Below are 26,371 nucleotides of genomic sequence, written 5' to 3'. Positions count from 1 at the left end.
TATCAAAAAGATGAGGAAATCACCCATGAGAAAATGGCTACTATGCACGTTAGCTATCATGCTAAGTTTAGCTGCGTTTACCCCCGCTATTTATGCTTCTGAAGTCCGAATATCTGTGGATGGGCGTAATGTACAATTCCCTGATGAGCACCCATACGTCGATCGGAGATCCAACCTTACGATGGTTCCACTTGCTTTTGTATCCGACAAGCTCGGAGCTGCTACGAAATGGGACGGAAATTCAAAACAAATTACGATCTCGCTTAACCGTGACACCATTATTTTGGTAATTGGCGATAATCATGCACGGGTGAATGGAAAAAGAGTAGATTTCGAGGGGGCGGCGGCGCTCAAAAACGGCCGCACGATGGTTCCGGTTCGCTTTATTAGTGAAGTATTGCATGCAAATGTGGAGTGGCAGCCCGCGCGCAATCTGGTGAGCATTATGACCTCCGTGGCCAATGTTCCGAAAGGAACATGGATATGGGACAGTCACATCATCAAACAGGATCAAGAGAAAATTATAAGCTTCGCCAAAATGAAGGGTGTGACATCCATTTACCTGCAAGTGGATAGAGATATCGATCCAGCGATATATGAGGGCTTTATTCGAAAAGCCAAAAGCGAAGGAATTCAAGTGGAAGCACTTGAGGGGCGACCCGAATGGGTCTATAAGTCTAAGCAGGAGGATATTCGAAATTTCATCGCGTGGGTGAAAAACTATAATTTCTCTGTTGGCCCGGAAGCAAGCTTTGCGGGATTGCATTTCGATATTGAACCTTATGTGCTAAGCGAATGGACAGAGCACAACAAGGCGATTCTTGAAAGCTGGATGGACAATTTGAGACTGATCGAAAAAGAAACGAAAGGCAGCAGCTTGAAAATTTCGATGGACGTTCCGTATTGGCTTAATACGATTCATGTGCCCGGGACGAATTACAGTATGAGCGCATGGCTGCTGGAGAAGTTCGATTGCCTCGTCATCATGAATTATCGGAATCATGCGTTAGGTAATAATGGAATCGTGGAAAATGCGCAGGCCATGCTGAGAGAAGCCTCCACGCTCAAGAAGAAAATTGTTGTTGCTGTTGAAACAGTCAAAAGCACAGAGGGTCCGCGGGTCTCATTCTATTCCATAAGCAATAAAGTGATGGAAAAGGAGCTCCAGTCCGCCCATAGTCAATTGGCGCGCTACGCAAGCTATGCCGGCTTTGCCATTCACGATTTTAATAGCTGGCAGGACATGAAATAAGAAGCTGCTTGTGTTCATAAGCGACATAATTCCGTCAGCTGCGGGCCGTTTGAGCTCACTTGGTGGGGGCAGTTGAATGCTGATCATTTCTGATCAGAGAGCAGATATAAAAGACTCATAGCGATTGAATGTAGGCAGCCCATTAGGGTTGTCTTTTTTTTTCGGATCTCGTCAGGATCAGAGGCAAAGGGACGATACTGCGTACTTTTTTCTAAATAATCTACCTTACAGTAAAGTAAGGTAATGTAAGATAAACCATTGGTTTGTTTTTTTCTTTTTCATTATGATACTTACAACCATGTAACAATAAGGAGGGATTAATCATGACTAATAATCAAAATTTTAAAACCATTACGATAATATCATTTATATTTTTGTTTGCCTTTATCAGCCTTTACCCCCTTGTTCCACCAAGTCCAGATAAGAATGCGGATATCTCAAAAAATTTCTCAGCAGATCGTGCTGTCCAGCATTTAAACCATATAGCAAAGACAGCTCATCCAAGCGGATCAGAAGAAAATGAAAAAGTAAGAAATTATCTTGTTGAACAACTAGAATTAATGGGATTAAAACCAGAAATCGAGCATTCCAATCATGCTTTTCTATACCCCAAAATGTTAACTGGCGGAGATATGTACAACGTGATTGGTAAACTTGAAGGTATTAACAGTGATCATGCAATGATGATGTCTGCACACTATGACTCTGTTCAACAAGGGCCAGGAGCTAGTGATGATGGAAGCGGAGTAGCTGCTTTGTTAGAAACCATACGTGTATTAAAATCAGGTCCTCCTTTGAAAAATGATATCTATTTTGTGTTTACAGATGGCGAAGAGCAAGGATTAATGGGAGCCAAGGAATTTTGGACGAAATCAAATCATAAACAAAAAATTGATCTCATCATTAATTTCGAGGCAAGAGGAACAAGTGGTCCGTCTATCATGTTCCAAACCAGTGATCAAAACGGTTGGATGGTAAAAGAATTTGCCAAAGCAGCCCCCAATCCTGTTACTTCATCCTTACTAGGGAATCTTTTTGCAATCATGCCAAACGATTCGGATTTAACGGTTTCCAATGAAAATAAAATACCCGGATTGAATTTTGCTTATGGTGATGGATGGACCGGATACCATACACCACATGATGATGTCGAACACCTAGATATACGTTCGTTGGAGCATCAAGGGCAAAATGCCTTAGCAATGGCCAGGCACTTCGGTCAATTGGATTTACATGATATTAAGAAAGAGAATGCAGTTTATTTCAACTTTTTTGGGGTAGTCATTTCTTACTCTTACTACTGGGTCTATCCCCTTACAGGGCTGATTGTACTTTTATTTGCAATGGTCACGATCTTTGCAGTAAAGAAAAAGCACGCCACTTTCAAAGGGTTAGGAATCAGTTTGCTAGCGATCCTGTTAGCTGTCATTTCTTCGATCCTCGTAACGGTACTGATTTGGATGGGGGTAAACGCACTCTGGGCTGAAAAAATGACTTTATTTAGTGGAGCAATATATGACAGTCTTTATTATCAGTGGGCATTTTTGTTAATCACTGCATCCTTCTGTTTTCTTATCTGGAGAAAATTCCGTTCCGTAAATGAATGGGAAATGACTTTGTCCGCGATCTTTCTTGGTGCCATATTTCTCATCTTGTTAACACAATTTCTGCCTGGTGCCAGCTATTTGTTTGCTTGGCCATTGCTTGTATCGCTACTGATACTTGGGTGGGTGGTATGGAAGAATAAAGTGGATAAAATAAGTACCCATATATGGATGTTATCCCTTATATCCTTCTTACCAGTAGTACTGTTCGTCCCACTGCTCAAATTGCTTTTCACCTTTTTTTCGGTGAGTCTTGTACCTGATCTCATGTTACTTTTTGTTTGGCTATTAGCTTTGTTATTCATGCAATGTAAACAGCTATTCCAACTAGGACGATGGGTACCTTACACCCTGCTAGGAATCGCGGTAGTCATATTATCGATTAGTTTTTTTAGGGCTAGCCCAAGTGCAGATCGACCTATAGATAGTAACTTATTCTATGTCGTGGACCAGGATAAAAAACAAGCACAGTGGGTTACAACCCAACCACCAGATGATTGGACGAAGAAATATATAGCTACAACGAATATATCCAACATAAAATCTATCTTACCGTTTAACTATGATAAAAAAGCATGGGTAGGAAATGCACCTGTACGAAACTATCAAATGCCACAAATAAAGCTAGTAAAGACAGAGGAAAAACAAGGGGATAAAATGATTCATTTTCGATTCTCAGGTGGAACAGATGTGCAAAACATGTATCTGTCTATTCCTGGTGGTCGCGTTCAAAAAATAAAAGTTGGTGAAGAATCCTTTACCATACCTAAATCAATGGAAACTTTTTATTACAAACAAGCAGGTATTCCAAAACAAGGTTTGGATGTCATTGTAAAAGTTAAAGGGAATCAACCCGTAGCGTTTACTTTTGGTTCTGAACAACATCCTGATCCAGAAATTCGCTCCAAACGGCCACCCCATCTAATGACAAGTGGACTGTTTGATGAAAGTATTTTGGTGATCAAACGTGTCACTTATTAATCCTTAAGAAGAAGTTATCCTGATCCTTGAGATAAATGATGTAAAAGAGAAAGCAACTATGAAAAAATAATAAGCGAGCGAGATCAAATAAGAAAGATTTTACCTAAGGAGAGTGACATTATGAATGATACATGGAACCCCGAATCGCCAGGTGTGCTGCGCCTTCCTTCAGGTCGACTCGTCCGCGGCCGAGCACTAAGACGTCCACTTCCCCCAGGGCTTCAACCCACTTTTGCACTCTACCTGCTCGGGCGACAACCAGCGCCCGTTACTTGGGAAAGCCGCTGGATTCCTTGGCCGGACTTCTGGCTGCCCAAAAACAAGGCTGCAGCCGCTGACGCGCTTCTCGAAGCATGGACTCGGGCTGAAGTTGAACGGGTTGAAATCGCCTGTGGGGGAGGGATTGGACGAACGGGTACTGCACTAGCCTGTCTCGCTGTGATTGATGGAGTACCCAATCATAAAGCTGTCGACTATATCCGGCAGCACTACAATCCACGTGCTGTTGAGACGCCTTGGCAGCGCCGCTTCATCTCTCGTTTCAAATAGGGAATTATTTTAAATAAAATCCGTCAAGAAGGGATGAGTTACTCATTATCGGATGCATCCCTCCGGAACTCAGAGATCGTCACTTCCTCTCATGTAAACGTCTTCGCGGCTGTACAGTCTGGCTTCGGTTTCTGTACTGGCCGGGCGTCTCTCCTGTTAACGATTTGAATACTCTGTAAAAATGAGCAGGTGTCTCATATCCGCATTTCTCTGCGATCACATTCACATTCTCGTCGGAAAACAATAGAAGTTCCTTGGCTTTAATGATTCGTTTGGTGTTGACGTAGCCTACAACGTTCAGTGAAGTTAACTGCCGGAACACTCTGGAGAAATGAGAAGGCGACACGCAGGCTTCCCTTGCAAGGTCAGTCAGATGAATCTCTCGCTCGGGATGTTCATCTATCCGCTTTAGAGCCCGCAATATCCAGGAAGGGCCAATCCGTGGGCTTTCGTGCTGAGCAATTCCATCGGTCAGGAGATGACGATTAATTTGTAGAAGTAACTGGCCGGTCGTCAGCAGCACGGCTTCACGGTATCCCGTTTCCTGGTTCGCGAACTCGTCCGCGATTTGCTTGATTGCCATTTCGGCGGCAATTCGCAATGATCCCGCCAGTCCAATCTTGAACTGTTTTTTTTTGCGGGCGATTTCATAGCATTGGAGCGGAAAGTATCCATCGCCGAGCGAAGGCCCGGCCATGAGAGTCGGTGCAAAGAATATTGCCGATGAGACGATTGGGTCCTCCAGGTCCGGCAGAGAATGATGGATCGTGTTGCCGGGGATGACGAACAGATCGCCGGCGCTTTTTTGGTACCAGCAATTGTCGATGAAAAATATCCCTTGGCCGCTGTGTACATAAACGAGTTCATAATGATCATGCAGATGATCGGGGAGTTCCGTGTCCGGGTGCTTTATTGTCTTATACACAATTTCAAACGGAAACAGCGGATCTCCTGCAAATGATTTACGGTAGGGCTGCATGGATGGAGACCTCCTTTTCGGCTGCTTGTTCATATCAAAAAAGGATATAAAAATGCCTGTTCTAGACATTACAATATCATAAAACGGAATATACAATAAGGGTATTCAAGCTTAGATACCAGTGACATGGAGATAACGAGGTGGTTGTTTAACATGAGAATCGATGCCCATCAGCATTACTGGTCTATCGCACGCGGGGATTACGGGTGGATTACGCCGGAGATTCCGAAGCTTTACCGCGATTTTTTGCCAGCCGATCTGGAGCCGCATTTACGCGTCCATGGACTGGATGGTACGATCCTGGTTCAAGCCGCCCCGACTGTCTCGGAAACAGACTTTATTCTGAGGCTGGCTGAACAGACGCCTTCCATACTTGGCGTTGTAGGCTGGCTCGATCTGTTCGACCCGAATCATCGACTGCACTACGAGAGATTTAGCCGCCATCCGAAATTTGCGGGCTTTCGTATCATGATCCAGGATATGCCCGACGCAGCGCGAATTTTGGAGCCAGCATTTGTGGAAGCGCTTAAAGGCTACGCCGGGGATGATGTTCCGATCGATCTGTTGATCGTATCTGGACAACTCCCCCCAGTACTGGAGCTGCTGAGACAGGTTCCAAACCTGAGGGGTGTCATTGATCATATCGGAAAGCCGTCGATCCGAAGCAATGAATGGGAGTCATGGGCAGAGGCGATGAGCCGAGCTGCTGCATTTCCAGGCATCCACTGCAAAATCTCGGGAATGGTGACGGAAGCCCGTCATGAAAGCTGGAATTATGAAGAGTTCACTCCCTATGTCCAATACATTCTGGAGACATTTGGCCCAGACAGAGTCATGTTTGGCAGCGATTGGCCAGTCTGCCTGCTTGCTGCCGAGTATGACGAGGTTATAGAGATTGTTCGGCGGGCTCTACCGAAGTCTTGGGGAGAAGAGGAACAGTCGCGGTTGTTCGGAGTCAATGCGAAAGTGTTCTACAAGCGATGAACGATCTGAACCTGAGCTCACAATGCTGGTAATCGGTCAATAAGTCTGGAAAAAAGAATCGCCAATATTCATGGATGGAGGGAAATCAAAATGAAGTTTCGAAAATTGGGTCGAACGGGACTCGAGGTGTCGGTCCTCAGCTTCGGCGCCTCTTCGCTTGGATCGGTGTTCCGGGAAACGTCAGACCGCGAGAGTATCAAAACGGTGCATGCTGCCCTTGACGCCGGCATCAACTATATTGATGTTTCGCCTTACTATGGATTGACCAAAGCGGAGTCAGTACTCGGCCAGGCGATCAGGGAGCTTCCGCGGGATCGTTTCCTGCTATCGAGCAAAGCAGGGCGATACGGTGAGAATACATTTGATTTTTCTGCGAAACGAATTTTTGACAGCGTTGAAGAAAGCCTGAGGCGGCTGAACACGGATTATCTCGATATTCTTTTTTTGCATGATATTGAATTCGTGCCGTCCGGCATCATTCTAGAGGAAGCCGTGCCTGCACTGCACAAGTTGAAGGAGCAGGGGAAGATCCGTTTTGCAGGCGTCAGCGGACTTCCGCTGAAACTATTCGAGCAGATACTTCCGCAGATTAAAGTCGATGCGATCCTGTCTTATTGTCACTATTCTCTTAACGATACCTCATTGCTTGATCTGATTCCGCTGCTAGAGGAGCGCAGCGTCGGCCTGGTCAATGCTTCACCGCTTTCCATGGGGCTGCTGAGCACCAGAGAAACCGCTGATTGGCACCCGGCCGATCCCGAGCTCAAAGCTGCCTGCAGGAAGGCGGCCGAACACTGTGCCTCTCGCGGATACGATATTGCCCAGTTGGCCGTGCAGTTCTCGACCGCTAACGAACGCATCCCGACGACGCTGGTGAGCACGGCCAATCCGGAAAACATCGTGAAGAACGCAAGGTGGGTCGAAGAACCGATGGATCAGGAGCTGCTGGGTGAAGTGTCGGACATTCTCGCTCCGGTCCATAATCGGACCTGGGCGAGCGGACTGCCTGAGTATAATGGCAGTCCACGGACGGAAGCGAAAGAGGGGCGGGTGTAATGAAAGGGATTATCTGCGAAGAAGCCGGAAAGCTGGTTTATCGAGAGGATTTACCCGAACCAGTTAGGGGCGAAGGAGAGGCAATCGTTGCGATTCGGCGCATCGGCATCTGTGGCACGGACCTTCACGCATACCAGGGAAACCAGCCTTATTTTACTTACCCTCGCATCCTCGGACATGAGCTCTCCGGGGTGATCGAAGAGATTGGTGATAATCCGGAAGGGCTAAGAGTGGGCGACCAGGTCAGTATGATTCCATACCTGCACTGCGGTCATTGCGGCGCCTGCCTAAGCGGCAAAACGAACTGCTGCCGCAGCATGCGCGTGCTGGGCGTGCACCTGGATGGCGGCATGCGCGAGCGGATTTCCGTTCCAGTCTCCCATCTATTCCGGGTGGAAGGGCTGTCACTGGATCAGGCGGCTCTACTCGAGCCTCTGGCGATCGGCGCGCATGCCCTCCACCGATCGGGTCTATATCCAGGCATGCGTGCACTCGTAATTGGAGCCGGGCCAATCGGACTTGGTGTCATGGCGATGGCGGTAGCTTCCGGTTCCGAAGTGGCCGCGATGGACGTGAATGCAGACCGTCTTGCCTTCGCCAAATCCTGGGTCCAATCAGTACATACCGTTCTTGCGACGGAAAATCCGAAGGATCGCCTTCTCGAATGGAACGATGGAGAACTGCCGTCCATGGTCATCGACGCGACAGGTAACCTGCGTTCGATGACGGATGCATTCGGGCTGGTAGGTCACGGCGGCTCGCTTGTTTACGTCGGACTCGTGAATGGCGATATTACGTTTAACGATCCTGATTTTCACGCGCGGGAACTAACGCTAGTGAGCAGTCGTAACGCTACACGGGAAGATTTCAGACGTGTGGCCGACGCGGTGACGAGCTCAAAAGTCGATCTAAACGCCTATATTACGCACCGTTGTACGCTCGAGCGGATGACTGAGCAGTTCGTTGCCTGGCTGAAGCCGGAATCCTGCGTGGTCAAAGCAATTGTAGAGATCAACTAAACAAGATTTTAGGAGGAGGATAGGAATGAACAACCGGTTACAGGAACACCGCTTGTGGTATTCTAAGCCGGCAAAGGAATGGAACGAAGCGCTGCCGGTAGGTAACGGACGGCTGGGGGCGATGGTCTTCGGGGGAGTTTCGGCGGAGCGTTTACAGCTCAACGAGGACTCCCTATGGTACGGAGGCCCACGAGACCGGAACAATCCGGACGCGCTACCCAATTTAACAGAGCTGCGGAAACTGATCCTGGAGGGGCGTCTGAAGGAAGCGGAGGAGCTGGCCTCGCTAGCCCTTCCCGGACTTCCGGAATCGCAGCGCCACTACCTTCCGCTAGGCGATCTTCTTCTGATGTTTAAGGGTCAGGATGAGCGCTGCACGGAGTACAGCCGGGAACTGGATCTTGAACGCGGAACCGTCACGGTGCGTTACCGGATCGGAGATATCATGTATACACGTGAAGTTTTGTCTAGCTATCCCGATCAAGCGCTGGTCATCCGACTATCAGCCGATAAAATCGGCGCGATTTCGTTCAAGGCTCGTTTTAATCGCGGTCGATGGAGGTACCTGGAGAAGACCGAGAAATGGGGCGAAGACGGACTGGTCATGACAGGACATAGCGGCGGGGAGGGCGGAAGCACCTTCTGTGCCGCTTTGAAGGCGGTTAACCAAGGAGGCACCGCCCAGACGATCGGTGAGCATCTTGTAATCGAGAACGCCGATTCCGTTACGTTGTTCCTTGGTGCGGCAACGACCTTCCGCACAACGGACCCCTCCGCACACTGCAGGTCGCATCTGAATGGTCTGCTGAATCAACCTTACTCAGAGCTGCTGGAGCGGCATCTTGCCGATTACCAGTCACTTTATGGCCGTACGAATCTGTCGCTGCCGGGAAGTGGCGAGCTGACCGGGTTGCCTACCGACGAGCGGCTGGATCGCGTAAAGCGGGGCGAACCGGATCATGGCTTGGTCGCCCTGTATTTTCATTACGGCCGGTATCTGCTTATTGCGTCCAGCCGTCCCGGTTCACTGCCAGCGAACCTGCAGGGCATCTGGAACGACAGTTTTACGCCGCCGTGGGACAGTAAATTTACGATCAATATTAACACTCAGATGAACTACTGGCCAGCAGAGCTTTGCAACCTGACGGAATGTCACGAGCCGCTGTTCGATCTCATCGAGCGCATGCGGGAGCCGGGCAGTGTAACCGCACAAGTGATGTACGGGTGCCGCGGCTTTACGGCCCATCACAACACCGATATCTGGGCGGATACGGCGCCGCAGGATACGTATTTGCCGGCTTCATTCTGGCCGATGGGGGCGGCCTGGCTCTGTCTGCATTTATGGGAACATTACCGATTCGGACGAGATCTCACTTTCCTTGATAGAACCTACGATACGATGAAGGAAGCAGCACTCTTTCTGCTCGATTATCTGGTCGAAGACGAGCAGGGAAGGCTCATTACTTGCCCATCCGTTTCGCCCGAAAATCGATATATTCTTTCAAGTGGGGAAGCGGGTGTGTTATGTGCAGGCGCGTCCATGGATTTTCAGATTATTGGCGCGCTGTTCGGCGCCTGCATCGAGGGCGCGAAGCTGCTTGGGAAGGATGAGACTTTCAAGGACGAACTGGAGACTGCCCTGAAACGGCTGCCGCAGCCGAAGGTCGGCAAGTACGGACAAATCCAGGAGTGGATGGAGGATTACGAAGAGGAGGAGCCGGGTCATCGCCATATTTCCCATCTGTTCGCCCTGTATCCTGGCGATGCGTTCACGACCGAGCGCACGCCTAAACTAGCCGCAGCCGCGCGGACCACACTGACGCGCAGATTGTCTTCCGGTGGGGGTCATACCGGCTGGAGTCGGGCCTGGATCATCAATTTCTGGGCCAGACTCCAGGACGGGATGCTCGCATACGACAACGTGATGGCACTACTGCAACAATCTACGATGACCAACCTGTTTGATAATCATCCTCCGTTCCAGATTGACGGAAACTTCGGCGGAACTGCTGGTATCGCGGAAATGCTGTTGCAAAGCCATGCCGGCATCATTCGGTTGCTGCCAGCGATTCCGGACGTATGGAGCGAAGGCGAGGTTAAGGGGCTGCGTGCACGTGGCGGATTCACGTTCAGCTTCAAGTGGGCAGAATCGAAGATATCAGAAGTCGTCGTAGAATGCACAGTGTCTGGGCCATGCGAGATCGAGGCTCCCGGCTTCGCTCCCGTCTCCTTTATCGCGGAGGCGGGTAAGACGTATACATTCGAAGGAAATGGAATGATAAATCAAAAACAATGAACATATGGATGGGGAGTCCTTCTTTCTTAGAACGGCGGCAGAAAATAAATGTCGCCAAGACATTGCTAGCGGAAAATTGAGGTCAGGGATTCGATCCCCGTAGGCTCCATAATAAGAAAACCCTTGATGGTATATCATCAAGGGTTTTTGCCTTCCTGAGCTGTGATAGGCAGAAATATTCAACTTTTGCATAACTACTTAATATCTTCCGCAGGTATGTTGAGCTGCTCTATGACTTCTTTTACGGGAACAACACCGGCTGATTTCAATTTAATAGCTTTTAAGAAGATAAAACCAGATATTTTTGGCACTTTACACAAGAATAGGTTTAATTTTTTTGTAATGGCAAAAAATAGGCTTTGAATTGAGGAACATCTTCATCCTTTTGCGGGAAGATCAAGTTATATGAAATTATAATTACCTTTATAGATAAATAATATAACGTGATTTTTATTGACATAATGAAGAGAATTAAAATAACATAAGAATTATTTTCATCAAGAAGGAGGCAGCTATGAGCTTTAAAGAACAGTACGAAGAAATTGCAGGCGTTGGACGGACCATATTCGATAACCCCGAACTTGGCTACAAGGAATTTAAGACCCATCAAACAGTGACCGAATTTTTGAAGAAGGTAAATCCGGATATCGAGCTGCAATCATTCAGTACGACCGGGCTTCGGACAACCCTCGGCAGCGGCAAGCCGCTGAATATCGCTTTTATTGCGGAATTGGACGCCGTTTACGCTCCAACACATTGGCGATCGGATAAGGAGACGGGTGCGGCACACAATTGCGGTCATTATACGCAGGTGGCGATTGCACTGGCTTTGTACAAACATTATGTAGAATCAGAGGCGTACGAAGCCCTTGATTATAGTTTAACGTTTATTTTCATTCCTGCTGAGGAGTATTTGGATCTCGCCTATAGGGACGAGCTGCTTGCCAGCGGTAAGATCTCCTATTACGGAGGGAAACCGGAAGCGATGAAACTCGGCGTGTTCGACGATATCGACATCGGGTTATGCGTACATGCCATGGGTGGTGAGTTTGCAGAGCGCACGATCGAAATCAACTGCGACCTGGCTGGATTCCTATACAAGCATTATACGTTTACCGGAAAAGCAACCCATGCGGGTTTCGATCCTTTCTCCGCCAAAAATGCCTACAGCATGTCAACCCTGTTCAATGTGGCGTTAGGGCTCAGCAGGCAGCAAATGAAGGACAGTGAGAAGGTTCGCATGAATCCGATCGTTCTGGAATCCGACATGTCGACAAACGTCATTCCCAACCGGATTACGGTGGGCAGCGATCTGCGCACCCAGTCGGTCGACTACATGAAGGAAGCGGCCTCCAAAATGGATGATGCGGCCAAGGGCAGCGCGCTGGCACTTCAAGGCGAGGTCGAGATTAAGACGCAGATGGGATATTTGCCGTTCGTTCAGGACCGGTATTTGTCCGAATTCGTGCTAGAGGCATTCCAGGATAACGAGGAGATATCCCGTATTTGGAACAATAACGCCATCAGCGCGGCAGGAGATATCGGCGATCTGGCCTTCATGATGCCTTGCATTCAAATCGGCTACAGTGGTTTTACGGGAACGATCCACGGCGACGATTTCAAAGATATCGATCCCGAGTTTATCTATGAAGTGTTCCCGAGATTTTTAACCCAGGTGCTGGAGCGAATGAGCGGACGTATCGATCGATCGAAGCTCTACCGTCGTACATTTGCCGAATACGAGCAGCTCCTTGCGTCGATCGTTAGCTCCAACTAAGAACAGAAAAGAGGACATCATGGCATGAAGTTAAAACTACAGTATCTCTATTTGCTTGCATTCGTGCTCATTGTAATCGCGGTTGCCGAATTTATCGGCATTCAGTCGATCCAGGTGGGCTCCGTAAAAATCAGCCTGCTCCCGCTCGTATTCGCCATTTTGATCACGATGCTGCTTGGCTTGTCGATTTTCCGGAAAGGTTTTATGAAGAAAGTTTACAGTAAGGAGAACGTCGGCTTCTCCAGCAAGTATCTAATCTTCATTATGCTGCCGCTTATGGCGAGATACGGCGCCGACGTTGCGCCCCGAATTGAAGATATATTAAAAGTAGGCTGGGTGTTTATCATTCAGGAAATCGGCAACCTGGGTACGATTCTGCTCGGACTTCCAATCGCCATTCTGCTCGGTCTAAGAAGGGAAGCCATCGGCGCTACGCTTGGACTTGGGAGGGAAGGGGAACTCGCTTACATATCCGAGAAATATACGCTTGACTCCGACGAAGGACGCGGGGTGCTGTCCCTCTATATTATAGGTACCCTGTTCGGCACGCTGTTCTTCAGCATTCTTGCGCCGGTCATGGTTGCCGCCGGCTTCTCGATCGAAGCGCTGGCCATGTCCTCCGGCGTCGGCTCTGCCAGTATGATGACAGGCTCTTCTTCCGCGTTAGTCGCGCATTCTCCTGAGATGACGGAGACCATTAACGGATACGCTGCTGCGAGCCAGCTGCTTACCAGCTTCCTCGGAACGTATACGATGGTATTTCTCGCGGTGCCGCTGCAGCGGTTTATGTACAAATTAATGGTCAGAGGTGAGAAGAAATGAGCACCGGTTTGAATAAATATGCAAAATATGCCCTCGTCCTGCTGCTTAGCGTTGGTCTTATCTTATTTACGGAGCAAATGAAATTCATCAAAAACGGCGAAGGTCATATTACGTTAGGGACGATAGCGGGCTTGGCCGTGCTGTGGCTTTTTTCCTTCATCGGCGTTCTGATCTCGACGCTCATGAAAAAAGCTCCGCTGAAATTCTTGCAGGACTTCCCGGTTCTCGGCTGGGTATCGATCGTTTCGCTGATCTGCTGCCTGATCTCCGATGTGTTCGTGGATGCTATTGCCAACGTCAACTTCTTGTCCATTACGACCCCGATCTTGGCGTTTGCCGGCATTTCCGTTGCCGACAGGCTGGTTGATCTCCGCAAAACATCGTGGCGCGTCGCCATCGTTGCGGTTTTCGTGTTCACGGGCACGTACGTGGGAAGTGCATTGTTATCAGAATTCGGCCTCTATTTGTCCGGTAAGTAATTGAATCTAGTTCTTTCTATACCCGCCTGTCTTTTTTTGACAGGCGGTTTTTTCTTTCTATTTGCCGTAAAAAATCCAACCCCTGTCGAAGGAACACTCTATATATCGTTTTTTTCCTTGCGAACGTTTTGTTAATGTTAATCGTCATACTATGCAGAAGGCGAGCCCAATGGTTAGGAAGTGACAGATATTGAACGACAGACAATTATTTAAAACTTACAAAGAACAGGTTTACCTATTCTGCCGTTACATGCTCCGCAGCCAGTCGGATGCCGAGGACGTTTGCCAAGAGGTGTTTTTTAAGGCGATGACCGCGGACCGAAGCAGCGTGCAGAACTTGAAATCTTGGCTGCTCCGTATTGCGGCGAATGAATGCAATACCTTGCTTCGCCGGAGACGAAACGGCTGGAACAAAGAACTCCTTTCTTTTATGCAATCCCGATCTCTTCAAACGGCAACAGTGGAAGAAACCTGCGAGCTGAGAGAGATGGTTCATTCTCTTCATCTGCTGCAAAAGGAAAAATTAGTAGTGCTAGCATCAGCACGGACAATCTGACCTACCACTTCAATAAGGACAAGCTCAGTCACACCACTGAGTCAATCTAACTGGATGCGGTAGACTCTTCTGTACAACAAGCTGCGGAAGCTGTTTTCGACAAACTGGAAGGCGTGGAACAAGGAGAACTGGCCGGTGTCTCTCTTATTAAAAAAGGGACCAAACAAGTGTATGAGTTCATGTACGTGGATGGTGATTTCGGAACGTGGATAGGGATCGACAAAAACACTCTGGATGTACTGAGTGTAAACGCTAGAGCCTTGGCAGATGATCTGTATGGCAAGGATCAGGATGTTATTGATAAATATGAAAAAAGCATCAAAGCGCTCACCGAAAAGCAGCTGTTGGCACAAGCAACAGAGCAGGCTGAAGCTTGGCTAGGCCTTGATCTGACCGGATACAAAGCAACGAAGGATGCTTTCCCATCAGACCGCGTTGTTTTTGAGAAAAAAGGAGCCCCTACCATTATAGGTAACTTCAATTCGGACGGTATGTTCTTCCTCATCGCCGTGCAGTACCTGTAATACCGAAATCCTTCAACAACTCGCCCCTGTGCGCATCATGGATCGATGGCATACAGCGAATGAAATATATAACAAAAAAGCATGAAGGGTTCCCTGGGACTAACCCTATAACCTGAGACAAATTAAAACACCTTCAAGAGAATGCAACCATATCATGAGATATGGAGACAATCTTGGAGGTGTTTTTGCTTTGGCAGCAAGAGTCAACTACCTAGTTGAGGTGAAGATGAAAGCAATTGAAATGAGAACAGCCGGTATACGGTAAGAGAAGTCATGGAGCAAAACGGCATTTTTGAGATGGTTCCTGTAGTAAACAGGAGTCATCTTTTTTATTTCAATGGGTATCTGTATAGCTTTAAAGTCAGCAAGGCATGCATCACCTATAAAGACGAATCCGAGTTTACCCTTTATACTATAATCATTCCTGAGCTATGATAACGGAAACATTCTTCTTTTGCGAAACCGCTTACTTCTATAGGGGAGGCCTGACGATGAATATCAAGCCAAGGTACCGAGGCCTTAGACAATTAACGTGGCAATCGATCCGGGTCAGGATGATTGGAGGATTACTGCTGGTCGTCATGCCATTGATCGGATTTCTGTTATATTCCAACATATACGCCATTGATGTAGTCCGTAATCAGGTAGCAAGTTCCAACAAGGATTTGCTGGTACTCTACAGGGATCAAATTGATGCAAAACTGAAAGAGGCCGACGATTATCTCATTGAATTGATGATAGGAACGGATTTGAATGAATTGGATTATGCCTTGAATCCGGAAGAACGATTTTTCGCTTCCCAGCGCGTTGCTGCCAATCTCTCCAGCTCGATTTCACGATATAGCGTCCTGGACGGTCTGTACGTATACGAGCCTTCCAGCGACAACTATTATTATTCGTTCCAGACCCGCTCGACGTACGAGGACCGGCAGTACATTAGGTCGCATGTATACGAGACTTTGAAGGCCGGTGCATCCCCTTTGGAATTAAATCGAAAGAAATGGTACGTCCAGAATCATAACGGCCAAACCTACCTTATCCGTCTATGGAAGATGAAAAACGGTACGACAGTAGGCGCTTGGTTGAATGCTCGTTCCTTTCAAACCCCGCTTGAGCTGCTAAGCGTTGGGAATAAAGGAGCAGCCCTCCTGATCGATGACCGAGGAAAAGCGATGGTCAATCAAACCTTCATCCGCGATAGCGGAGTCGAGGTGCAGCTCAATCCGCAGTCCTATTATTTAACGGGAACCTCCAGCCGTTACTTGACGGTCGGGGAACACTCGCGGTTGGGCGAGTTCAGCTTGTATGCTTTTATTCCGGAAGAGACGATATTGCAGCACCTGCCCACCTTAAAAACCATCTCTACCCTACTGCCTTTCGGGTCCGTGGTTATTCTGATCATCGGATTGATTTTGCTTCGAAAGTGGCTGCTGGTTCCCATAAACCGACTGCTCAGAGCGATGAATCGGATCGAGCAAGGCCATGTCGACACGCAAATCCGGGAGTATCCAACCTCCATCGAGTTTCGAGTCATGAACGATACGTTCAATAGCATGGTCGGACAAATCAAAAGCCTCCGGATCAACATTTATGAAGAGCAATTGAACAAGCAAAAAGCGGAGCTTCAGCATTTGCAATTGCAGATCAAACCGCATTTTTACATCAATGCCCTGAATATGATACATACGTTGGCCCGCAGAAACGATGTGAGGCGGATTGAGGACATGTCGCTTTATATGGTCCGTTATTTTCGCTACATGTTTCAAAGCAATTTGACGTTCGTTTCGTTAAAGGATGAAATCCAGCATATTCGCAATTATCTGAACATTCAGGAGCTGAGGTTTCCGGGCCAAATTGTCCATGAAATTGAGGTGCCGGACTTTCTCCTGCGGACTCCTGTTCCCCCGCTCGTCATTCAGACGCTCGTGGAGAACGCGATGAAGCATGCCATATCGCTCGATGAGCCGGTTCGGGTTCAAGTCCGGGTGGAAATGGATGAGTCTCCGGAACGAGGACTCATCATTCAGATTCAAGATACAGGTCCCGGTTTTAAAGAGGGAATGATTGATAAAATCGCTGCCGATGAACGGATCATCGACGAGGAGGGAGAGCACATCGGCTTCTGGAATTTGAAGCAAAGGCTGCGCCTCCTCTACGGAAATCGGGCAAAGGTGGAGCTGCGAAACGTTCAACCGCACGGAGCCATGGTTGAACTGAGGCTTCCCTTCTCGCCGGATGGAGGCACGACAGTATAGAAAGGGGCATTCCAAGATGCTAAACATGATGATCGTTGACGATGAGAAGCTGTTAACCGACTCGCTAAAGTCGGAAGTGGATTGGCAAAGCTTAGGGATCGAAGCCGTTTTTACCGCTTATAATGCCCGCCAAGCCAAGGAAGTGTTTGAACAGGAACGGGTTGATCTTATTTTATGTGATATCGAGATGCCTCAAGAAAGCGGGCTGGAGCTGCTTGCATGGGTCAGGAATAACTACCCGCAAACGGAGACCGTGTTTATGACATGCCATGCCGAGTTCAAACTGGCGCAGCGAGCGCTCCAGTTGGGCAGCTTCGATTATTTGCTTAAACCGATTCCGGGCGATGAGCTCCAGCAAGTGATCGGCAAAGTCGTGAAAAAAATCATGAAAGATCAAGAGGTGCAGCAATATAGCCGGATCGGCCAGTTCTGGGCGCGTCATCAACCGCTGCTAGCGGAACGGTTATGGCTCGACGTGATCAACCATACGATCCCTTCACATCCCGAACACATTCAAAGGGCGGCGGAAGAGCGAAATATTCCCTTCGACCGGCGCATGAGACTCCTTCCCATCCTGATCTCCGTGCAGCGCTATCACAAAACGTTTTCTCCCCGCGACGAGAAGATCATCGAATACGCGTTGATGAACAGCGGCGAAGAAATACTGCATGTCCACGGAAACGGGCTGCTGTTCGGATTAACTGAAGGCACTCTTCTCGCGCTAATTCCATTTGAACGGGAAGCGGAATCGCTTAAAGAGACACTGCGGAATCGCAGCGAGGAATTCATAGCATCGTGCACGGCATGGTTTTATTGCGACGTATCGATCTATATTGGGAATGCGGTGTACGGCCATGAAGTGAGCGAAATGGTCGGCCAGTTGGTGGGATGGGACAAAGGCAATGTGACGTTTACGAATAAGGTCTTCGTTTGGGGGAGCAAGCAGCCTATCCATGACGCCATTAAGATCCCGGACATGAATGCATGGTCGATCATGCTGAAAGAGGGACAAGGTGATCAGGTCGTGATCGAGGCCGAGGTTGTTTTGAAAAGCTGGATCGGGACCGAAGGGCCCGGGGCAGAGACGCTTCACCGCTTTCATCACAACTTTCTCCAGATGGTATTTTACGTATTGAAGCTTAAAGGAATCGAGGCCCATCTCCTCTTCGAAGACGAAGCGTCCGAACGATTATACCGACGGGCCGTCCGTTCGGTATCGGACATGATCCTCTGGGTGAGGCATACCGTCAACACAGCGATGGAAACGATGGGGACTCTGCAGCGAACGGACTCCATCATCGATAAAGCGGAGCAGTTTATTCAGGAACGGATCGAGTCGGAAGAGCTGTCCCGAGAAACGGTGGCGAGCCATGTCTTTCTCAATCCCGATTATCTGGACCGTTTGTTTAAGAAAGAGGCCGGGGCATCCGTCACCGAATACATCATGAGGAGGCGTCTGGATCTGGCAAAAGATTTGCTCCTGAAAACCAATTTGCCGATCGGCGCTATCGCTTCGCAAACCGGCTATTCGAATTTCGCCCACTTCTCTCGGAGATTCAAAAAGCAGTTCGGCATGAGCCCTGCCGATTACCGCAAGCAAGCTGCCAACGGCTCGATCAAGGAAAAGTCGATTTGATGCAAATTCCATGTCGAAATCGGAGTAGTTGTTGGACATGGTGGCCCGTACAATGAAAGCAGACTCGGAATGATCCGAATCCATAAAAAAACAGTACGGGGGATGGATATGAAGAAAAAGTGGGGATGGTTTAGTCTGTTGCTGGCTTTGATGGTCATGGTTTCGGCCTGCGGAGGGAACGATTCGAAAGGAAATTCCGCAGCAGGCTCAAAAGATGACGGCGCGACTTCCTCGGGTGCATCCGATGCTCCTTATGAAGTGATCTATGCATACCCGACGTTTGACAGCGTACCGGCCGACATCCAGCTCGTTCAGGATGAAATCAACAAGATTTCCAAAGAAAAAATCAATGTGTCGGTAAAATTGTTGCCCATCAGTAACAGCGCATTCGCCAATCAAGTGAATCTGATGATGTCCAGCGGCGAGAAGCTCGATATGATTGCGATGCTCGGAAACTACAGTACTCAGGTGGCCAAGGGCGTACTGTATCCGATCGGAAATATCATGGAGAAAAATGCCCAGGGAATTATCGACGTCCTTGGCACCGACTATTACAATGCAACCAAAGTGGGAGGCGTAAGTTACGGGGTGCCAAGCATAAGGGACTTAGCTCAGGATTATGGCTTTGTCATGCGAAAGGATTTGGTGGAAAAACATAACATCGATCTGGGTCAAGTTCAGACCTTCGATGACTTCGAGAACATCTTCAAGATCATTAAAGAGCACGAACCGGGCATGGCCGGAGCAGCCAACTTGTCAAATGGTTCGATTATGAGTACCTATGCTATACATGACCCGCTCGGCAATAATCTGGGGGTCTTGCTGAACAACGGTCTTGACGATTTGAAAGTCGTTAACTTGTTCGCTTCAGAAGAATATGAGCACATTCTGCGGAAGCTTCGGGAGTGGTATCTCGCCGGATATTTAATGAAAGATGCCGCGACCAGCCCTGAGTCTACAAACGTGTTGGTGAGTAATGGAAAGGCAGCGGGATGGATGTCCGCGATGAAACCCGGATTCGAAGTCCAGGAAAGCCGGAACGTCGGCATGGAAATGACCGCCGTTCGTACCTTGCAGCCTGTCGCCAAGACGGATACGGTCACGAACGTTGCCGTCGGTGTCACCTCCAATTCGGAGAACCCTGAGAAAGCACTGCAGTTCATGAATCTGCTATATACCGATAAAGAGATTGTCAATTTAATGGTTTGGGGCATCGAGGGCAAGCATTATGTCAAAGTCGAAGGTCAAGACAATATGATCCGATATCCTGACGGCGTCACAAGCGATAACGTTGGATACAAAAATTACGGCTGGATGCACGGGAATCAGTTTCTAACCTATGTGTTCGAGGGAGACGACCCTGGCATTTATGAGCAGATGGACGAATTTAATAAGTCGGCGGCCAAATCGAAAGCGCTTGGATTTTCATTCGATTCCGAACCCGTAAAGAATGAAGTAGCCGCCTGCAATAGCGTGCTTGAGCAATACCGGAGAGCATTGGAGAGCGGAATCCTGGATGTGGATAAGACGCTGCCTGAATTCCTCAATAAACTTGAAAATGCCGGCATCCAAAAAATTATCGAGGAAAAACAAAAACAGCTTGACGAGTGGGCAAGCGAAAACGGAGTACAATAAGCGACGGTGCGATCCGATCGGCAGTCGATGCCGATTGGATTATCACTTTCATGCGGTAATTTATTAAAGAAGGGTTGTGCACCTATGACCAGACGGAGCGGGCTGAAACGGTTCAGGAAATACACGCCTCTATATCTCCTTATGCTCCCGGGAATCGCTTATCTCATCATCAACAATTATGCTCCTATGTTCGGTATGTTTATTGCTTTTAAAAATATTAATTTCTCGGCCGGAATTTTTGAAAGCGACTGGATCGGCTTTAAAAACTTCGAATATTTGTTCAGGACGACAGACGCCTTTATCATCACGCGGAATACAATTTTATATAATGCCGCCTTCATCGTGATTGGCACCGTGCTTTCCATTGCCGTTGCCATCTTGCTGAACGAGATCAGAGTCAAGGTGCTGTCGCGTTTCTACCAGAGCGTCATTGTGCTGCCGCATCTTATTTCTTTTGTTGTGGTCGGCTACTTGGTATATGCGGCTCTTAGTTTAGAAACGGGTTTCATGAATAAGACCGTGCTTCCCTTATTCGGAATCGAGGGCATTTCGTGGTATACCGAGCCGAAATATTGGCCGGTGATCTTGACGGTGGTCCAGCTTTGGAAGAGCGTCGGTTTCTCCTGTATTATCTTCCTGGCTTCTATTATCAGCATCGATCCCGAGTATTATGAGGCGGCAAGATTGGACGGGGCCTCGAAATGGAGGCAGATTCAGTCGATTACGATTCCGTTGATTACCCCGGTGATCGTCATGCTTACGCTTCTGAGCATCGGCCGGATGTTCTATTCCGATTTTGGACTATTTTATCAGGTGCCGATGAATTCAGGCATGCTCAACGATACAACAAACGTGATCGATACGTACGTGTACCGAAGTTTGATGATCATGGGGGATATCGGCATGGCTTCGGCAGCGGGCGTCTACCAGTCCATTGTCGGGTTCGTACTTGTTCTGAGTGCCAACTATATCGTGCGTAAATTCAATAGGGAGAACGCGTTGTTCTAGACCGAGAATAGAGAGGTGCAATACAATATGGCTTATGAAAGCAAATTGCTGCAGTGGTCCGCCCATGTGATCCTAGGCTTGTTTGCGGCGGCATGTTTGATTCCATTTGCTTTGCTGATCGTATCTTCGCTGAGCAGCGAAGCAAGCATTATCCAGAACGGATACTCCTTTTTTCCAACGGAGTTTAGTTTGGATGCCTACCATTATTTGTGGACGCATGTCGGGGAGCTTGGAAGGGCCTATGGAATCACGGTTCTCATCACGGTCGTCGGTACGACAGTCAGTTTGGCGATCAGTTCCATGCTGGCTTATCCATTGTCCCGCCACGACATGCCTTTAAAGAACTTTTGGACGTTCTTCGTATTCTTTACGATGTTGTTCAACGGCGGGCTGGTTCCAACTTATATGGTCTATACGCAGATCTTCGACATCAAGAACACGCTGTTCGGGCTGCTCATACCGGGACTGCTCATGAACGGTTTTAACGTTCTTCTGGTACGGACCTTCTTCATGACTTCTATTCCTTCAGCCTTGCTCGAAGCGGCCAGCATCGACGGGGCAAGTGAAATTAAAACATTTTACCGGATCGTTCTTCCGTTGTCGCTTCCTATCATGGCAACCATCGGCCTCTTTCAAGCCATTGCATATTGGAACGACTGGTTTAATGGACTAATCTATCTAACGGACACGAGTTTGTTTGGCATCCAAACGATTCTGAATAAAATGATGACGGATATCCAGTTTCTGACGAGCAACAGCAACCTTGCCAGCACGGGGGCAGGGCAAGCCATTATGGAATTACCAAGCACGACCGTACGCATGGCAATTGCCGCTATAGGTGTATTGCCGATTCTGATCGCATATCCGTTCTTTCAGAAGTACTTCGTGAAAGGGATTACGATCGGAGCGGTGAAGTAAACCACGGAGACGGTTTAATGAAACGAATAAGGAGAATCCATTGTGGAAATGACATACCAAAATCCTGTGATTAGCGGCTTTCATCCCGATCCCAGTGTCTGCAGGGTCGGCGGCGATTATTATCTTGTAACGAGTTCCTTTGGATATTATCCGGGAGTTCCTCTTTTTCACAGCAAGGATCTTGTGCATTGGATACAGATCGGCCATTGCTTGACACGGAAGGAGCAACTGGATCTTCGAAATGCAGGCACCTCGACGGGGATATACGCTCCAACCATCCGTTTTCATCAAGGCATGTTCTACATGACCACAACCAATGTTTCGGGGGGAGGGAATTTCTATGTATCCTCGGAGGATCCCAGCGGAGCTTGGTCCGATCCGGTATTCGTTGACCATCCCGGGATTGACCCCGATTTATTTTTTGACGAGGATGGAACGGTTTATTATACGACATCGTGGAACCAGGGCATCTATCAAAGCCGGATTGATATAGAAACTGGACAGAAGCTCTCCGAGGTCCGTTTATTATGGAACGGAACGGGCGGGCAATATCCGGAGGCCCCGCACCTGTATCGGGTCGGAGCGTGGTATTACCTGCTTATTTCCGAAGGAGGAACCGAATACGGACACATGGTGACCGTGGCCAGAAGCAAGCGGCCGGACGGTCCGTTCGAGAGTTGTCCGCACAATCCGATCCTGACTCATCGGAGTCTGTTAAAGCCGATTCAAGCTACAGGCCATGCGGATCTGGTACAGGCTCAAGACGGAAGCTGGTGGGCCGTCTTTCTCGGCATTCGGCCCGTCGGTTATCCCCAGCGCCATCATCTGGGCAGAGAAACGTTTCTCGCTCCTGTCTCCTGGACAGGAGACGGCTGGCCTATTATTGGTGAAAACGGCGTCGTTCATGAGACGATGCCATCAGGGAACCTCCGATTGCAACCCGTGCCGAGCCCTCCTGTAAGAGATGATTTTATAGACTCGGAGCTCGCGCCATGTTGGAATTTTCTGCGGTCACCACATCCGGATCATGGGTCCCTGACCGAGAAGGAGAGCTGCCTAACATTGAACGGTTCAGCAGCAACATTGAATGACGGGGCACCGGCCTTCCTCGGAAGAAGACAGCAGCATTTTAACATGAAGGCTTCAGCGCATTTGACTTTCGTGCCGCAGCGGGACGGCGAGGAAGCTGGATTAACCGTGTTCATGAACGAGCGGTTCCATTACGAGATGGCTGTGACGCGAATCGATGGTCGCCGAAAGATGATCTTCCGCAGAAGGATCGGAAGCTTGTGGAAAGTCGAAAACGAGGCGCCTTGGTCTTCGGATTCGGTTGTGCTCACCATTCAAGCCGACAAAGAGAAGTATGCGTTCGGATTTGCCGGCATAGGCCAAGAAACGATTTGGTTCGGCGAAGGCGAATGTGCCATGTTGGCTACGGAAGTAGCCGGAGGATTTACTGGCGTGCTCATCGCCATGTATGCCACAGGCAACGGTGTTCGTTCCGTTTCGCCTGCACATTTTGATTGGTTTGATTATCAATCCTTTAAGGAAGGGGCCACATAAGAAACAATAGCCCGTCCTCCTGCTTCATGGATGCTAAGAAACCAATAGACAAAAGACCTGGCTGCCGGCCAGGTTTTTATTGCGCGCAGCTCCTTTAAGCGCGCCGGACACTTCCCATGGTTGAAGCGAAGCAGCTGATACGGGACGATTGGGAGAGCATCCCCTATGAAACCGTCCAATCCTTTGGCGGTTACATCCAGGTGCTGGACAAGAGCCTGAACGTTGTCTTTTCGCGGGGCAGCGGAATGGAGAAGGCAAAAGCCTCCTATACGGAGGAGGAACTGCTCGCCCTGTTCTATGAAGGGAACGAGTCGGGATATCACTCCCTAGCCCCTTTCGTTACACCGGAAGGCCGGGAATACCGGCTGCTTGTTACGATACCGGGCGGAGCTGTGATGAAGGAAAGCCGTTTGGTGAAGACAAACGCCGAGATAACCGAAGTTTTCACCGGACTCCTGATTGAGGGATTTCTGTGGTTTGCCGCCGCATTTTTATTGAGTTTATGGGTATACGGCCGGATTACGGGAAGAAGGATCACGAATCCGCTCACGGACGTTTCCCGCGAGCTCGCACAGATTGCAGAAGGCAGGGGAGGGAAGCGGCTATTTTTTCGAGCCAACAAGGAGTTAATGGATCTTCAGCTTCATTTCAACCGGATGGCGGACAGGCTTGAGCAGGCGGAGACGGCAAAGCGAAGACTTGAAGAAGGGCGCCGCCGGCTGATGATGGACATTTCCCATGACCTGAAAACGCCGATCACAACGATACAGGGTTATGCGGAGGTGCTGCGGCTCGGTATGGAGCAGAATGAGGAGCAGCGCCTGAAATATGCGAACCGCATCCATGCCAAGGCGAGATTTATCGCCTCGCTTGTTGATGACCTGTTTGAGCTAACCAAGCTGGAGAGCACGGAACTGTCATACGAGCGGAAGATAGGTGATTTAGCTGAGCTGTGCCGCACTGCGGCGGCCGATCTGTACGATTCGTTTGAACAAAAGGGAATTGCGCTGGACATCCGCATTCCGGAATCGCCGGTCATGCTGCCTTATCACGAAGGTCTCATGCATAGAGCTCTTACGAATTTATTGACGAATGCCCTGAAATACAATAAGGAGGGTGCTTATGTATGGCTGGAGCTGGAGGCATGTGATGAAGGCATCCTGCTTACCGTGGGAGATGACGGTCCAGGAATATCGGACCCTGTGAGAGAGACGGTGTTCGAACCTTTCGTGCGTGGTGATCAGGCCAGGAGAAGTGACGGCGGCAGCGGGCTTGGTTTAGCCATCTCACGAAGCTCGGTTGAGCGGCATGCCGGGCAAATTTGGCTTGATCCGGAGGCGGAGGGCACCGTTGTTCATATTCGATTGATCAAGACATGAGTGTAAGGAGCGAATGGGATGTTAAAGCATATTCATCGTTTCCAACTAGAAAGCGCCACGCAAGATAAACCTTGCGTGGCGCTTCGACTTTCTTCTGTACCTGTCTATTTCGTCTCGAAAAGATAGAACTGCCCTTTCGAATTATACATTCCATTCACGGATGGTGCATTTTTCTTGGTAAACTGAACGACGCCCGGACGGTCTTTATCCTTGGAGATTTTGTAGTCGGACAAGTCCAGGTTTAAGACACGCTTGGCCACAGGAATCGCAGCTTGCAATAGTTTATTTTCGCTATAACTTACAAGTTTGTTGTACCCCTTGGTATATTCGGTTACGGAATCTTGTAAGCTTGTTACTTCTATTTTCGTGATTTGCTGGGTCTCTTCCTCCAGGTTTATGAAGACTGGGGTACTAGGGGAAGCGCCCTCGAATGTAAGCTCTACGTGATGGTTGCGCTGTCCTTTAACGTACGCCGCCTTCGTCAATTTGCCCAGGCTTATTCCATTGAAGCCTTCAACAGCGGCATTTGCAGCATCCAGCATATCTTGAGCTACCGAATCGAGCGGCATGGTGGACATAACCCGCTTGATTTCGCCATCTAACAGTGTAATGTAATGGTTATTTACGCTCGCAAACATTTCAAGTTTCCCCGAAGCGGTATATTTGTAAAGGCTGACGGAATCGGGAAGCGTCTCCACGTTCAGCTCCTTGAGCACGGATTGGAGCGTCTCCTTGTATGAGTTTTGAAGATCGGCCCATTTTTGTTCCAGTTGAATGGTGTCCACTTTATTATTGACGATGTTGACGTAACCGTTTTTGACTCCCTTAATCGTCAGTGTCCAGCCTGTATCATTTCCGGTGCTCCATTTTTCCGCCTTGCTGAAAGAATAGCTTTTACCGGTTACTTCTTTAAGGCTTTTCTGTGCCTCTGTTAATAATTTGGCATTGATTTTTTTCAAAGATGAAACCGCAGCCGCCGAGGAATGGGTTTGGGCGGCATGAGTATGGCCGGTCAGAGCCGGCGTGCTGTTCAGCAAAAGGCCTACAGCTGTCAGAATCGTCACCATTTTAATATGCTTGTTCATTTTTTTTCCTCCCA

Annotated in this window: 21 protein-coding genes; 19 read left to right on the top strand and 2 right to left on the bottom strand. The window is 48.7% G+C overall.

Annotated features, from left to right (window positions below; genetic code table 11):
* Positions 1-25: 25 nt before the first annotated feature.
* The 3 genes from ACQKPA_RS05780 to ACQKPA_RS05770 all read left to right on the top strand — a co-directional run bounded on the left by ACQKPA_RS05780 (position 26) and on the right by ACQKPA_RS05770 (position 4,386).
* A complete protein-coding gene (locus tag ACQKPA_RS05780; RefSeq protein ID WP_427490161.1) occupies positions 26-1,252 on the top strand; it encodes a copper amine oxidase N-terminal domain-containing protein in 1,227 nt (408 codons plus the stop codon).
* A gap of 323 nt (positions 1,253-1,575) precedes the next feature.
* Complete coding sequence (locus ACQKPA_RS05775; RefSeq protein ID WP_427490159.1) at positions 1,576-3,837, top strand: M20/M25/M40 family metallo-hydrolase; 2,262 nt, start codon at positions 1,576-1,578, stop codon at positions 3,835-3,837.
* 120 nt (positions 3,838-3,957) lie between these two features.
* Positions 3,958-4,386: a protein-tyrosine phosphatase family protein gene (locus ACQKPA_RS05770; RefSeq protein ID WP_427490157.1), complete on the top strand. Its 429-nt coding sequence runs from the start codon at positions 3,958-3,960 to the stop codon at positions 4,384-4,386.
* Between the two features lie 79 nt (positions 4,387-4,465).
* Here the strand turns inward: ACQKPA_RS05770 and ACQKPA_RS05765 are convergent, their stop codons facing one another.
* A complete protein-coding gene (locus ACQKPA_RS05765; RefSeq protein WP_427490155.1) occupies positions 4,466-5,365 on the bottom strand; it encodes a helix-turn-helix domain-containing protein in 900 nt (299 codons plus the stop codon).
* Positions 5,366-5,518: 153 nt separating this feature from the next.
* On the opposite strand from ACQKPA_RS05765, the gene ACQKPA_RS05760 reads away from it, so the two are divergent.
* The 16 genes from ACQKPA_RS05760 to ACQKPA_RS05685 all read left to right on the top strand — a co-directional run bounded on the left by ACQKPA_RS05760 (position 5,519) and on the right by ACQKPA_RS05685 (position 25,272).
* A complete protein-coding gene (locus ACQKPA_RS05760; RefSeq protein ID WP_427490153.1) occupies positions 5,519-6,349 on the top strand; it encodes an amidohydrolase family protein in 831 nt (276 codons plus the stop codon).
* Positions 6,350-6,439: 90 nt separating this feature from the next.
* Complete coding sequence (locus ACQKPA_RS05755) at positions 6,440-7,405, top strand: aldo/keto reductase (RefSeq protein WP_427490151.1); 966 nt, start codon at positions 6,440-6,442, stop codon at positions 7,403-7,405.
* The gene (locus tag ACQKPA_RS05750; protein ID WP_427490149.1) at positions 7,405-8,424 is read left to right on the top strand and encodes a zinc-binding alcohol dehydrogenase family protein; all 1,020 of its coding nucleotides are present in this window, start codon (positions 7,405-7,407) and stop codon (positions 8,422-8,424) included. Before ACQKPA_RS05755 ends, ACQKPA_RS05750 begins: the two co-directional genes overlap by 1 nt.
* A gap of 25 nt (positions 8,425-8,449) precedes the next feature.
* Positions 8,450-10,720 (top strand): glycoside hydrolase family 95 protein, encoded by a 2,271-nt coding sequence (locus ACQKPA_RS05745; protein ID WP_427490147.1) that lies wholly within the window; start codon positions 8,450-8,452, stop codon positions 10,718-10,720.
* A 514-nt stretch (positions 10,721-11,234) separates the two neighbouring features.
* The gene (locus tag ACQKPA_RS05740) at positions 11,235-12,497 is read left to right on the top strand and encodes a M20/M25/M40 family metallo-hydrolase (protein ID WP_427490145.1); all 1,263 of its coding nucleotides are present in this window, start codon (positions 11,235-11,237) and stop codon (positions 12,495-12,497) included.
* A 24-nt stretch (positions 12,498-12,521) separates the two neighbouring features.
* Complete coding sequence (locus ACQKPA_RS05735; protein WP_427490143.1) at positions 12,522-13,319, top strand: DUF3100 domain-containing protein; 798 nt, start codon at positions 12,522-12,524, stop codon at positions 13,317-13,319.
* Positions 13,316-13,798, top strand: a complete 483-nt coding sequence (locus tag ACQKPA_RS05730) for a hypothetical protein (RefSeq protein ID WP_394054295.1) — start codon at positions 13,316-13,318, stop codon at positions 13,796-13,798. Before ACQKPA_RS05735 ends, ACQKPA_RS05730 begins: the two co-directional genes overlap by 4 nt.
* A gap of 190 nt (positions 13,799-13,988) precedes the next feature.
* On the top strand, positions 13,989-14,354 hold the full coding sequence (locus tag ACQKPA_RS05725; RefSeq protein ID WP_427490140.1) for an RNA polymerase sigma factor: 366 nt from the start codon (positions 13,989-13,991) through the stop codon (positions 14,352-14,354).
* Positions 14,355-14,467: 113 nt separating this feature from the next.
* The gene (locus ACQKPA_RS05720; RefSeq protein ID WP_427490138.1) at positions 14,468-14,878 is read left to right on the top strand and encodes a hypothetical protein; all 411 of its coding nucleotides are present in this window, start codon (positions 14,468-14,470) and stop codon (positions 14,876-14,878) included.
* A 491-nt stretch (positions 14,879-15,369) separates the two neighbouring features.
* Positions 15,370-17,133, top strand: a complete 1,764-nt coding sequence (locus ACQKPA_RS05715; protein WP_427490137.1) for a histidine kinase — start codon at positions 15,370-15,372, stop codon at positions 17,131-17,133.
* 16 nt (positions 17,134-17,149) lie between these two features.
* Positions 17,150-18,769, top strand: coding sequence for a response regulator transcription factor (locus tag ACQKPA_RS05710; RefSeq protein WP_427490136.1), 1,620 nt, complete (start codon positions 17,150-17,152; stop codon positions 18,767-18,769).
* A gap of 108 nt (positions 18,770-18,877) precedes the next feature.
* Positions 18,878-20,404, top strand: a complete 1,527-nt coding sequence (locus ACQKPA_RS05705) for an extracellular solute-binding protein (RefSeq protein WP_427490134.1) — start codon at positions 18,878-18,880, stop codon at positions 20,402-20,404.
* Positions 20,405-20,488: 84 nt separating this feature from the next.
* Entirely contained in the window at positions 20,489-21,412 is a 924-nt protein-coding gene (locus tag ACQKPA_RS05700) for an ABC transporter permease (protein ID WP_427490132.1), read from the top strand.
* A gap of 27 nt (positions 21,413-21,439) precedes the next feature.
* Positions 21,440-22,330: a carbohydrate ABC transporter permease gene (locus tag ACQKPA_RS05695; protein ID WP_427490130.1), complete on the top strand. Its 891-nt coding sequence runs from the start codon at positions 21,440-21,442 to the stop codon at positions 22,328-22,330.
* Positions 22,331-22,378: 48 nt separating this feature from the next.
* Entirely contained in the window at positions 22,379-23,893 is a 1,515-nt protein-coding gene (locus ACQKPA_RS05690) for a glycoside hydrolase family 43 protein (protein WP_427490290.1), read from the top strand.
* A 116-nt stretch (positions 23,894-24,009) separates the two neighbouring features.
* A complete protein-coding gene (locus tag ACQKPA_RS05685) occupies positions 24,010-25,272 on the top strand; it encodes a HAMP domain-containing sensor histidine kinase (RefSeq protein ID WP_427490128.1) in 1,263 nt (420 codons plus the stop codon).
* A gap of 104 nt (positions 25,273-25,376) precedes the next feature.
* On the opposite strand, the gene ACQKPA_RS05680 is transcribed toward ACQKPA_RS05685, so the two are convergent.
* A complete protein-coding gene (locus tag ACQKPA_RS05680) occupies positions 25,377-26,357 on the bottom strand; it encodes a hypothetical protein (protein WP_427490126.1) in 981 nt (326 codons plus the stop codon).
* Positions 26,358-26,371 lie beyond the last annotated feature (14 nt).

This window comes from Paenibacillus sp. NPDC093718 (assembly GCF_050279985.1).
Taxonomy (GTDB): Bacteria; Bacillota; Bacilli; order Paenibacillales; family Paenibacillaceae; genus Paenibacillus_AQ.
Note: the sequence above shows the minus strand (reverse complement) of the source record. Positions and strands in the feature narration are given on the sequence as shown.